Consider the following 12527-nt stretch of genomic DNA (forward strand, 5'->3'; position numbering starts at 1 on the left):
GGTTTAGGAATAGGGCTACGAGAGAGTGGACGTAGCTGATCAGATCGTAGGTTCTTGATTTAGTTCCATTGAATTACGCAAAAAAGCCCTTAATATCCGCTCGCTTCGGGCGTTCTCTCGTGAATTAACACTTGAGGAACTTGAAGAAGCACTTAAGAAGTTAACGACCGTCTTTCTTAAACGCCAAGAAACAAAATTCGCTGAAATCGTAAATCACATCAAGGTTGATGTTGAAGCTCTCATAGAAGCTCTATCAGGAAAATCAAAAAAGAACACAAAAGGTAAACGTAAGCCTCGCCCTGCTAAATATAGATACACCGACGGGAACGGCAGAGCACAAACATGGACTGGTCAAAGTCGCACCCCTTCCATAATTCAAGAACAGCTTGATGCTGGTAAATCACTTGATGATTTCTTGATCGCGAAATAGTCGCTTCTTTCCCCCCTCCTGCAGTAGGAAGATTTGATCTTGTTGTTAACAACAAGATCAATATTCATATAGAAACGAAACAGAAGCCTTGTTTAAGTTAGTTCGATAGGCCTGAAACCGAAGGCGGGATCCCCATCCTTATTAATGATAATATTAAACGCAGTATTTGGGAAAAATCTCCTAGATTGAATCATTATCTATAAAAGTTAAGTCCTAAGACACCCAATGAAGGCGATATATAAATGGCAAAAAAAAAACGAGCACTCACTTCACTCACTCTTTTTTACAGCCAAGTTTTCTGCAAGGTGATTGCAGCTTTGTCTGTTCTCATTTTAGCTTCCTATCTTTTTGATATTAAATGGCTCTATCGACCAACAAGCCATGGGGCAGCTACGCATCCTATAACTGCTTTTATCTTTTTACTTCTTTCTTGCGCCTGTATTTGGCGGAAAAAGAGTCTGAAGATAACCAGAAGCCTCGTAAGCCTTGCTTTTTTCATACTTGTCATTCGTTTCTATCAACAAAGTACTGGAATTAATTTAATTGACCCTGTTCTAAGTTATTTCATCTTTTTTGATACCCCACTTCACGCAGAGTCTCCCATCGAGATGGGGTTTAATACATCAGTAATGCAACTTTTTGCTGTCATAGCCATTTTTTTCCTCTTAAATAGACGTCCTTGGTATCTAATACAAATTTTTGCCATTACCGCTATTTTCCTCCCATTTGTCTCAGCCGTTGGTTACGCTTATGGTATTGATTCATTTTATGGCCAGATGTCTCCGGTCACCACTATATTAGGGTTCTTTTTAACCATATCAATTTTTGGTCTCACAGCCCACCGAGGCGCACTTAAAACACTCTTATTACCTACTTTAGGAGCGAAAATAGCGCGTACGCAGTTAATCTTTGGGTTGTTATTTTGCCTAGCTGGCGGCTTTCTCACCACTTATATTTTGGATGATGAAACCAGCGGTTTTGCTATCTATGTAGTGGTGGTCTGTACGTATATCACCTTTACAATGCTGGCTAGTGGTATTACTTATGAGCAATTCGATAAACGTAGACGCCTCCTTGAAAAACAACTCCATAAATCCGCAATTACTGACCGGTTAACTGGATTGTATAACCGATCAGAGTTCGATCAAAAAATCCAAGCAGTATTTGAGCAACAAAACCTGAACCAGGAAATAAATAGTTTACTATTAATAGATATTGATTTTTTTAAGCAATTCAATGATACCTATGGGCACTTACTAGGGGACAAAGTTTTGCAGCTCGTCGCTAATGTTCTGAAAAACAATACACGCTCTTCTGATCTAGTTTGTCGTTATGGTGGAGAGGAATTCACTATTTTACTTCTTCAAACAGATCTTGAAATCGCCAGCAAGATCGCTGATAACTTAAGAATATTGGTGAGTGAACAAAACCTCACAGCCCCCCTAGAATACGAATCAGATCAGCAAGTGACCATCTCTATAGGATGCGCTAGCCTCTCACAAGCGGAGACAGTCAAAGAGGTGATTAAGCTAGCGGATAATGCTTTATATGAAGCAAAGAAACAGGGGCGAAATAGAATATGTCTCGCTCACGATAAGAGTGAACGCAAAACTTATGACAATTTTTAGCGGCATCGAGAAATCCTAAGAGCGGTTTTGTTGCGTAATTAAATTTAGAGATAGAGCTACCCCGTTTCGCATGCTTTTTAGTCAATACGACAAGTTTCAGGCATACCTAACCCAGTAAGCTTGTTCAACGCTTTTATCATCGCGTAAGTTTCACCCACCTGCGCATTGTAATTTCTTAAGCTCAATCGCCCTCCTAGCAACTGTTTAACTCGATACATCGCTGTTTCTGACAGTGAACGTCTGTGGTATCCATACCGCTCTTTCCAATACTTATGTGAGCCGTATAACTTCTGGCAACCCACGGCGAGATTTTGGGGGTGACCACGCTCCCAGAAGGTTGTTCCTTCTGACTCGCTTAATCTTAATAGCTGCGTGCCACGCTCTCGTGTCGTGAGCGCCATCACCAGACACCTCAAGGAGGCTTCGGCGTGTTTGTTTCAGTAAGTTAGGGAGGACTTCTCCATCTGTAACCGTCGATAAACTTAGCTCGGCTGCAATAATTTCATGAGTGCTTGTATCGACTGCAATATGTGCTTTCGCCATAAACCTTAAGGCCAGTAACATCAGTGGCTAGGTGCTGTATTGCTCCTTAAATGAGACCCCAACTTGCTTAGCTCTACGCTGATGCAGGTGTAATGTGGACAACTTAATGGAACATGGAAATCTAAATAGCGAGTCGACAAATCCTTGTAGCGCTCTCAGTGGCATAGAAAACACGCGTTTCACCATGAGTGCTGTCGTGATAGCCAAATCACTGAACCGACGTGGTCTCCCGCGCTTATTCTGTTTGCTTTGCGCCCAACCGCTTATCGCCTCTTCATCAAACCAAAAGGTCAGAGAACCACGGTTAATGAGTGATTGGTTGTATTGCTTCCAGTTGGTTGTTTTGTAAAGAGGTTTAGGAATAGGGCTGCGAGAGAGAGTGGATGTAGCTGACCAGATCGTAGGTTCTTGATTTAGTTCCATTGAACCACATTGGTTATATACTTACTCATAGCAAGCTACCCGCTCAAGCGTATGTGTTTAGCGCTGCCAATATTCAACGAGTCATGAAGAATTAAGGAATTAGCTGCCAAACCGCTACAATGACACTCGCTTCCAAAAGCAAAAGGTTCTCTATTTAATAAAAACTGCGGTTTATTTGCTTGGTTCCGAAATAATGTTTCACGAGTAAAGGCCTAAGTTAAGCCGGATAACCAAACTCGGCGACAAGTATGTACACTATAAGCTCATGGCGTTAGAACAGCGATTGTCAATCTTTTTGGAAAAAAACTGAGACAATGGTGTCGAGGAATTTTAGAAAGAGCTGGGCAATAGTGACCTCCCCGCAAAAACGCCCGGAGCATAAGATTACTGTTACACAACCAAACTGAATATGAAAACTATGCTTTTTATACCTAACATTTCTCTCTGTGCCCAAAGCTAGTCATGCAGATTAATTTATGGACTGTTGGCCTTTTCTACAGCTTGGTTTGACAGATATTGATTAAAGACCGAATCTAACACCCCCTCATTGACTGGTTTTGTGATGATTTCTGCGCAGCCAACCTCACGCATTTTAGTTAGGTTTTCCTCGAAGGCATCAGCGGTACAAGCGATGACGATGCTATCACTATAGGGTGAAGATAAAGCCTTAATACGTTTCGTAGCCTCAGTACCATCCATAATAGGCATATGGTTATCCATCATGATTACGTCATAAAAGGTTCTGCTCGCTTGCTCAAAACCTTTTTGTCCGTCAAGGGCAATATCACACTTAAAACCTCTTTTCTTTAGGAATTTAGATAGGATGATGCTATTTACACGATTGTCTTCAACAATCAAAGCTTTCAGCCCTTCGCCATTAAATAACTTCATTGGTTCATTTATTTGCTCTCTAGGCTGTGATACAACTTTGACAGGCACGCAAATGATAAAGCGTGTCCCTACACCTACTTTACTTTCCAAGTTAAGCGTGCCATGCATAGTATCTACGAGCTTGGAAATAATAGTTAAGCCAAGTCCAGTCCCGCCAAATTTACGCGTAGTTTTCCCATCGCCCTGAGTGAATGGGTCAAATATCGTTGCTTGTTTCTCTGCGGGGATACCAATTCCCGTATCAGACACCTTAATTTCTAGATAATCGTTGTTATTCATTTGCGTGAGCCGGGTAGAAAAATGGATCTCCCCTTTTTGAGTAAACTTCCACGCATTATTGAGAAGATTAAGAGCTATCTGTGCTAACCGGGTCTCATCGGCAACTAGGTGTATTGATGTTTCAGAATAGGCCGTTCCTTCAAACGTTATACCTTTATCTAAGCATAAGGGTCGATAACTATTTTCAATTTTATTGTGTAGGTCAGCCAGTTTAAATTCAGAAAGATTAAGCGTCAGCTTACCAACCTCAATTTTAGAAAAATCTAGTATATCGTTGAGAATTGAGATCATATGGTGCCCGGAAGAGAGCAAGGTTTGTTCAAGCTCATGACGCTCATCTTTATTTTTACACTGTGTCAGCAGTTGAGCTGCCCCCAAAACCCCGTTCATAGGGGTTCTCAACTCATGACTAATAGAGGCTATAAATTGTGATTTAGCGACACTTGCGGTTTGGGCTTCAATGGCTACTTTTTTTAATCGGCGCTCAGACTTTTCTAGTGACTGATAAGGAGATATGAGGAGCTTTTTACCTGTAAAATAGACCAATATATATGTCAACGCACCAGCTATCGATAACGCAATGATGAGTGAACGGATAAATTGGTTACGATTGTTTTGATAGATAGCAGGGTTAATACTGTAAACTAAATCCAAGTCGTATCTAGGGAGGTATGTTGTATGTTGCGTCCAATCAATTGGGGGAGGCATACCCCAACTATTATCGCTTTGAATTAAACTTACTTGATATTGTTCGGAGAACCTCAACGGTGATAAAAAGGCGTCAATATCAAATGGCTTCACATACACAAGTAAACCTTCTAGAAAACCGTTGTACAGTATTGGAAGAGCAACCATTAAGTTATTACTATCATCTTGAAAGGTAAATACCCTAAACACACTCGATAGATCTCCTTGTTCAATCTTAGTGTGCAGTTGAGCGAACAGTTCATCCGGTAAGGTTAACTCTTGATAAATTGGGTCACCAAGAATATCCAAGATCACAATATAGTGCTTACCCGTCACTGGTTTCACGATTGCTAGTCTATCACTAATCTCTTGTGGTGTAGCACCCCCCCCTAAAGCGGTAGAAATCACCACTTGATGTGAGGCAATTTTCATCGCTAAATTTTCGGTATTATTCAGGGATTGGCTAATATAACTCTCTGCCGTACTTAGTTTAATTGAGGTATTGATTTTCTCCAGGTTTCTTATTGATTGCTGAGCTTGCTGCTCTAAAAGTCCATAAGTGATAAGAGCGAACACAACCATCGAGATAAACAAAAATACACCGTAAAGCTGAATACCACTGAGTTTTGGTCGAGTTTTATAGATCATTAATCTGCCTTATTAATCTTAGCTGAATCTAACAGCTTGATGGCTCCCACTTGAGTGTACCTCGCCATGCACAAATCATCGGCTCCTAGCGCCTCATGAGCATCAGGATGTGCCACGTCATAAACGCTAAATGGTTGTTCATACGTCTTTAGCAAACCTTGAACCGGTGTGTCCATCTGCTCCAACGCCAGCTTAAGTAGCTGTCGATTATTCACCATATCATCGGTGAGGGTGATACTTTGTGCGGCTTGAATAAATACTTTAGCCAGATCATAGCCATGCACAAAGCCAGCTGGGGCGTCAATAAAATCATTTGTAAACTTATCAGGGAATAGCGCCGTAGCTTGGCGGTATACCTCCTTCGATAGATCGTTCTCCGGAGAGCTATAAAAATTAAAACAAGATTGAACAAAGCTTAAGGCAGTTCTCTGGCGAGCATCAAATGAAACTCGCTGAGAGAAACCACCTCCGGTGATCCCCCAATGACTGAAAATTTTTGGTGGTTGTTCAAGATCAGAGAGAGCTTTGACTAATAAGGGGCCTTCTCGTGAATTCCCTACAAACAGGACACATTCAACGCCGGTTCGATTAAGATCGGCGGCTATCACACGAGCCAGAGCCTCGTCAATTCCCCAATTAAACCAAGTAACCCGAGCTTTTAAGTGTGTGCTGTGGTCGGCTACTGATTGGAAAATCGTTTTGTAATTAGACTTACCCCAAGGCGTTTTTTCTAATAATAAGTCAACAGATTGGCAACCATTATTGATTGCTGTTGAGACCAGTTTCCCCCCAACTTTTGTGTCGTCAACAGAGAGGCGAAATACGAAATTCTTCTCAGACGGGTAGCGAGTTATAGGACCGCCTGCAGCCCATGGCACCAAAATCAACAGTTCACTTTCATTGATATAATCGCGATATTTTATCAGGGGGGAAGAATGCAACCCGGCGAAGAAAACAATTCCATTAGGGTCTTTCTGGTAGCGCTGCATATTGAGCTTGCTTCGCGCCGTATTCCCACGATGGTCAAGTACTTCGAACTCTACTGGAATGCCAAAAAGTTGATTACCATGCTGAGAAAAAGCCGTTTTTACACCCATTTCTATTGCCTCCGCTGAGGCTAGATGCACGGTTCGATCCGAGTCTAGATATACTTTGAGAACAGAAGGGGCTGTTATAGCTGGCGTAGAGCCAACCACAAATAAGCCGATGACTGTAGATTTAAGCCATTTTTTCATTCCGTAGCCCCCTTAATATAAGTTATTGTTTTATTTATGATTTGAATTCTAGACTAGATATTTAGACTTGCAAATGATTTAGGAGGAAAAGTACGGCAGAGGTGCATAAGTGATTCAATATTGACACCATTTACTCTTGAATTGAGGGTTAGCTCTCGACGCCTTCCCATTCATCTAACCATCGAGATAAATGATTTTCAGACATTGGCTTGGCAATAAAGTAACCCTGTGCGACATCACACCCTATCTTACGTAAATACACCCAATCCTCAAGATCTTCCACTCCCTCAACCACGGTCTGCATTCCTAATTGCTGGGCCATCTTGAAACTGGCTTCAAAAATCACGCGTAAAGACTTATTTTTATGGGCCCCATGCACAAAACTTCGGTCGATCTTAAGCTCACTGAATGGAATATCTCGTAACTGGGCCAACGAGGAATACCCCGTCCCAAAGTCATCAATAGATAAAGCAACACCTTTAAGTCGCAGTCGTGTCAGGATGTCCAACGCTAACTGCCGATCATTCATCAGCCGGCTTTCCGTTACTTCCAAGACTAAGTTTGACAATGGGACTCTAGCCTCATGTGCAATGTTTTGAATCTTATCTGGAAACTCCAAGGACGTCAGACTTTCCATTGAAATATTGATTGACATACAAAGCTTTGCGCCCACAGATTGCCAACGTTTGCTCTGTTCCAGAGCATTAGCTAAGACAACCATCGTCAAGTCATCTATCAGTCCATACTCTTCAACAAGTGGGATAAATTTATCAGGTAACACTAGGCCATCTTTAGGGTGTTGCCAACGTACCAAAGCTTCTACACCGACAATTTCACCATCTCGAAGCCTGACCTGTGGTTGGTAGTAATTGATTAGCTCACCTTGTTGAATAGCTCGACGCAGATCAGCTTCAGAATACTCTTTCAGGTCATCAAAACATTCCGTCTCTAGATGAGCGGCCTGATGCTCAATAATTTCTTTTAACTGAGTGGGACTAAAAGGCTTATGGAGACAACCAAAAATATTAAGTTGATAAGTGGTTGCCAGCTTTTTAGCACTGTCTAGAATGGCTTGTTCTTCACCACTCATCAAAATAACACCTCCCTGGTAGCCTATACGCCCCAAGTGACGGACAAACTCTACTCCGTCCATCTTTGGCATCTGCAGATCACAAAAAATTAGTTCTACCTCTTCAGGATGCATTTCTAATTTTTGAAGAGCATCAACAGCATGTTCATATTGATGAACAACAACCTTTTCATTCACAAAATCCTTTAATTGATGAGCAAGCAACTTCATTAAAAACGGCTCATCGTCAATCAACATTATCGCCATACACTTCTCCTATATAATTTTTTTATCAAGGTAGCAGATCACTTCCTCTTCCGTCTCTGCAAAACACTTATCTAACAGAGTCATGGTCAACTCCACCACTGCGACATCACCTATAGTACAAGCATTTTCAAGCTCGGCACACAAGTCACCTAATCTCATCGCGCCCACTGAACGAGATGAAGATTTGAGCTTATGAGCGATACTGCTCACTTCTCTAATATCCTTAGCGGAAGAAGCGGCTCTTAACTGTTCCTGCTGTCTTGTCATTAAACTCAAAAAATCAGTCAAAAAATCACACATAACAGCTGGCTCATTTCCGACAAGCTCAGCGAGCTTACTGACAGTCAATATTTCAGAGTCCCTAGGCTGTTCCTCTTCAAGTAATCCAAGTTCAGGCACTCCATTCTGGTTGGGCAACCATGTTTCAAGAGCCTCTTTAAGTAAATGAAGCTGGACAGGTTTTGTAAGGTAATCATTCATTCCTACCGCCTTGGCTCGACTCTTTTCACCTCTCAAAGCGTTGGCTGTCAAAGCTAGGATAGGTTTTTGTGCCCTCTCCAAGTTATCCTTTCGTATCGCTTCCGTTAATGCATAACCATCCATTTCCGGCATATGTAAATCCGTTAATAGCAACGCATAACTTCCCTCTTGCCAAAGTTGATAAGCCACCAATCCGTTCTCAGCAACCTCTGCCGCATAACCTAGTAGACTCAACTGTTTAAGGATGACTTTTCGGTTGATGCTATCATCCTCTGCAACCAAGATTAACCGTCCTTCTGCACGGGCTTGTGCCACACTCGGTGCCGCAGTTAACGGCAGAGACTCTTCCCCCACTTGATCAAGTATTATTTCAGGCGAAACAATTCCGGCAGCCACTGAAACAGACTGTAAAAACTCTTTTCGCCGCAATAGGTTACAATTTAGAGCAACAAATTCAGGGGATTCAAATTTCAGGGGCCGAGGCTGATCTCGAGTCATCAACAAGTGCCTAATATACCCACTTTCAATTCGTGAACTTTTCAATGTTTTCAGAAAAGCGATGGTAAGTTCCGGGACATGTTTTTGCGGACCAATAATTATAACGACAACCTCTTCAAGCAACTCAGCAATACGTAACGCTTCGGAATGGGTGCTAACAACTTGAACATTAGCACCCGAATGCTCGAGGTAAACTCGTAGAGCGTCAGTATCAAATACTGAGTTCTCAACTAGGATACACTTTGTCTCTGAGAGTAACGATAAAGGTGGTATGATCTCTTTCTGATAAATTGCCAAAGGTAAGCTAACTGTGAACGTAGAGCCTTCTCCTAACTGACTGTTTACTTTAATATCTCCGCCCATTAAGTCCACTAAGCGCTTCGAGATCGCCAATCCTAACCCAGACCCCCCAAAACGACGCGTTGTGGATGACTCCGCTTGAGAGAAAGAAGTAAATAACATAGCTAAGGCATCCGACGATATTCCAATGCCGTTATCCTCGATATTGACAACCATTTTATTATCAACAATGTTCACGCGGACTGAGACGTCTCCTCGTTTTTCCTTACGACCACCACTAAACTTAATTGCATTACCAATTAAATTATAGAAAATTTGCCGCAACCGGATTGGATCAGACAAAATATAACTTGGAAAAATCGGGGCAATAAATAATTGCAAGTCAACCTCTTGCTTCTCAGAAACGGAGACAAGCGAGGAGCATACCCCTTCTATAAGTTCTTCGACAGATACCGGAAATTTTTCAAGATCTAGCTTACCAGCTTCAATTTTTGAGAAATCTAAAATATCATCGATGAGCCTCAGCAGGGCAAACGCAGAGTCATGAATAGTTTTAACTTCATCAACTTGATGGCACTCCAGCTGACTGTGTGACAAAACCTCTAACATACCAATAACCCCGTTCATTGGCGTCCGTATTTCGTGGCTCATTGCCGCCAAGAAAGCCGATTTAGCATGGCTTGCTTGTTCCGCCTCAATTCGAGCTTGCTCTAGCTTTTCATTTGTTGACCGTAATGACGCTGTGCGTTCAGACACCCGTTGGGCAAGTTTTTTACGCTCCTGCTCTATGACAAAATTGGCCGCTTTTTGCTGCTTGGTTGCCTCCTCAAGTTGTCGTAAAGCCTGATGACGTTCGGTTACGTCCCTAACCATTGAAATACAACGCCTTTTCCCTCCAGGTAGAAAAATGTACTGAAGATTGACTTCGACTGGAATGAGATGACCATCTTTATGTTTATGAACAGTAGAAATATGGACAACCTGCTGTTCGCCATTTAACAAGGGTTCAAGCAACTTCCGGTAACGGTTTTCATCGAACTCAACTTTGAAATCAACGGCAGTAAGATCCAACAACTCTTCTCTGGAATAACCAAGTTGACAAACGGCACCTTCATTAACATAGCTGTGGCGAAGCGTTTCTGGATCAAAGATAAATGCCCCATCTTCAATGGCATTCAGCATAGCCATCGCTTCTTTATTTTTCCTCTCTGACTGAACACGCTGGGTAATATCCCGAATAGCGACGGCCACCTGCAAGCCCTTTTCCGACTCAACAGGGCTTAAACTAATGTCAACCGGAAAATCAATCCCCCCTTTACGTCTAGCCATGGTAGAGAGTTGCTCAACACGAGCTCCTTCACCCAATTCTTCATTCTCGAAGAAAGAGCTATTGATATTTGAATAAATACCAGGTAAAAATCGATCTATTAATTGGCCTTTAAGTACATCTTTCCCCCAATTAAAAACAACCTCAGAATGGCTGTTGGCCTGAGTAATACAACCCCCCCTCTCTATTATCAGTATGGCATCAGGTGCAAACTCAAAAATATCAATGAAACGACGTTCATGACGCCTATTTTCAGTTACGTCGTGCATAGCAACCACAGCACCTAGGCGCTTACCATCGAGATCACAAATCGGAGCTCCACTGGCCAAGACGAAGCGGGGACTTTGACCATTAGCGATTATGCAAAGTAGATCATTTTGAATATGCTCACCATTAAATGCTCTAAGCAACGGTATGTTTTCTTTCGCCATCGGTGTTCGCCCGTCACCTTCATATAAATTGTAATAATTACTCCAGAGTTCGGGGGGAATCTGTAATGGGTCAGATCCATGCCACTCTCTTGCTGTACGGTTAAATAAAGTTAAATTTCCGTCCGCGCCACAAGCCACCACCCCTTCACTCAAACTCTCTAAAAGCATTCGATTGAGCTCTTCTTGTCGCTTTAGTTCTTGAGTGCGTTCATTAACACGATTTTCTAACTCCTGGTTTAGGCTCTTAAGGGATCCTTCGGCTTCTCTCCTCGCCGAGGCCTCATGATGCAGCTTTTCAGTTGTTTGATGTGAAACAATCAACATCCGAAAAAGGAAAAAAAACAGAATACTTAAGAGCCCCCCAGTTCCAGCAACAATACGAGGCAGCGAAAAATCGAGACCGGCTTCAAACACGGGGGTAGAAGTATAGATGATCGTCCAATCTCGACCTGCAACATTAATCACCTCCGAGCGTCGAAATGTCGATATGAATTGCTCGTCCACAATACTTAAGGCGCTATTCCCGTCATACAGCAAACTATTAGGGGTGTCTTCTGCGCCATCATATAACCGAAAGCTTACCGTTGAGACGTTAGATTGAAGGATACCTTGCATGAGATCTCTTGCGCGGAATGGGCTGTAAACATAACCAACAAAGGCCTCCCTTCGCTCTTCAACTGTATCAGGGGAATAAAGCGTTTTGTAGATAGGTAAATAAAGCAAAAAACCAGCTTGTTTATCCTCAGTAATCTCCTGAACTAACTCAACCCTACCGGATAAAGCAGCTCTTCCTGTATCTCTTGCCGTAGACATAGCCTGACGCCGAACGGCTTCAGAATACATGTCAAAGCCAAATGCCTGCCGGTTGCGAGCATCAAAAGGCTCCAAATAGATAATGGCCGTGTATTCATCTCGCGCCCCCTTAGGTTTAATCTCATACTGAGGAAAACCTTCCGCCCGAACTTGCTGCACATGCGCCTCTTTATCTCGCGCCGAAATAGGAATTGAAACACCAATCCCCTGTATACCAGGATAATGCAAGCCAAGATTTAACTTATCGATATAATTCGCCCACTCCTCACGATCGACCTGTTCAGAAGCAGCAAATAGAGCAACGCCCCCTGAGAGGGCCTGTTGATAATTCAACATGCGATTTTGAATCAACGCTTTAACGTCTTGGGTATAATTAGTAAAACGGCTTTCAGCATTGCGTTCAACATAATTTCGTGCCATAGACCAACACGCTATTGTTGCACTGAGTGACAATATTAATATACTTAAAGATAGCTTTATGGCCCGAGGCTTCCCAGTCATACATACTCCAAATCAACGATTGACGACACGAATTCTTACGAAACCAGTAAAAGGACGAACAAACTAGAACCTAATTA

Annotated in this window: 8 protein-coding genes and 1 pseudogene; 2 read left to right on the top strand and 7 right to left on the bottom strand. The window is 42.4% G+C overall.

Going from position 1 to position 12527, the window contains the following annotated elements:
* Positions 1-67: 67 nt before the first annotated feature.
* Positions 68-430 carry an H-NS family nucleoid-associated regulatory protein gene (locus tag ACED59_RS22285; protein ID WP_371695936.1) on the top strand — a complete coding sequence of 121 codons (363 nt, stop codon included), beginning with the start codon at positions 68-70 and terminating at the stop codon, positions 428-430.
* Between the two features lie 242 nt (positions 431-672).
* Positions 673-2058, top strand: a complete 1386-nt coding sequence (locus ACED59_RS22290; protein WP_017096766.1) for a GGDEF domain-containing protein — start codon at positions 673-675, stop codon at positions 2056-2058.
* Between the two features lie 77 nt (positions 2059-2135).
* Here ACED59_RS22290 and ACED59_RS22295 read toward each other — a convergent pair whose 3' ends face one another.
* The 7 genes and pseudogenes from ACED59_RS22295 to ACED59_RS22325 all read right to left on the bottom strand — a co-directional run bounded on the left by ACED59_RS22295 (position 2136) and on the right by ACED59_RS22325 (position 12369).
* A complete protein-coding gene (locus ACED59_RS22295; protein ID WP_240798311.1) occupies positions 2136-2459 on the bottom strand; it encodes a hypothetical protein in 324 nt (107 codons plus the stop codon).
* Positions 2460-2469: 10 nt separating this feature from the next.
* Positions 2470-2622, bottom strand: a pseudogene (locus ACED59_RS22300) (transposase); the annotation flags it as partial.
* 6 nt (positions 2623-2628) lie between these two features.
* The gene (locus ACED59_RS22305) at positions 2629-3024 is read right to left on the bottom strand and encodes a transposase (protein WP_102258085.1); all 396 of its coding nucleotides are present in this window, start codon (positions 3022-3024) and stop codon (positions 2629-2631) included.
* A 474-nt stretch (positions 3025-3498) separates the two neighbouring features.
* Positions 3499-5529, bottom strand: coding sequence for an ATP-binding protein (locus ACED59_RS22310; RefSeq protein ID WP_371695935.1), 2031 nt, complete (start codon positions 5527-5529; stop codon positions 3499-3501).
* Positions 5529-6764: an ABC transporter substrate-binding protein gene (locus ACED59_RS22315; protein WP_017097881.1), complete on the bottom strand. Its 1236-nt coding sequence runs from the start codon at positions 6762-6764 to the stop codon at positions 5529-5531. Before ACED59_RS22315 ends, ACED59_RS22310 begins: the two co-directional genes overlap by 1 nt.
* Before the next feature lie 148 nt (positions 6765-6912).
* A complete protein-coding gene (locus ACED59_RS22320; RefSeq protein ID WP_371705129.1) occupies positions 6913-8100 on the bottom strand; it encodes an EAL domain-containing protein in 1188 nt (395 codons plus the stop codon).
* Between the two features lie 9 nt (positions 8101-8109).
* A complete protein-coding gene (locus ACED59_RS22325; RefSeq protein WP_241820711.1) occupies positions 8110-12369 on the bottom strand; it encodes a CHASE domain-containing protein in 4260 nt (1419 codons plus the stop codon).
* Between the last annotated feature and the right edge of the window lie 158 nt (positions 12370-12527).

Origin of the sequence: Vibrio sp. FF266 (assembly GCF_041439695.1) — a bacterium.
Lineage (GTDB): Bacteria > Pseudomonadota > Gammaproteobacteria > Enterobacterales > Vibrionaceae > Vibrio > Vibrio tasmaniensis_A.

Bases quoted from the DNA above. Each gene is read 5' to 3' on its own strand.
- ACED59_RS22320 (WP_371705129.1), bottom strand. From the start codon at position 8,100: ATGGCGATAATGTTGATTGACGATGAGCCGTTTTTAATGAAGTTGCTT.
- ACED59_RS22310 (WP_371695935.1), bottom strand. From the start codon at position 5,529: ATGATCTATAAAACTCGACCAAAACTCAGTGGTATTCAGCTTTACGGT.
- ACED59_RS22290 (WP_017096766.1), top strand. From the start codon at position 673: ATGGCAAAAAAAAAACGAGCACTCACTTCACTCACTCTTTTTTACAGC.
- ACED59_RS22325 (WP_241820711.1), bottom strand. From the start codon at position 12,369: ATGGCACGAAATTATGTTGAACGCAATGCTGAAAGCCGTTTTACTAAT.
- ACED59_RS22315 (WP_017097881.1), bottom strand. From the start codon at position 6,764: ATGAAAAAATGGCTTAAATCTACAGTCATCGGCTTATTTGTGGTTGGC.
- ACED59_RS22305 (WP_102258085.1), bottom strand. From the start codon at position 3,024: ATGGAACTAAATCAAGAACCTACGATCTGGTCAGCTACATCCACTCTC.
- ACED59_RS22295 (WP_240798311.1), bottom strand. From the start codon at position 2,459: ATGGCGCTCACGACACGAGAGCGTGGCACGCAGCTATTAAGATTAAGC.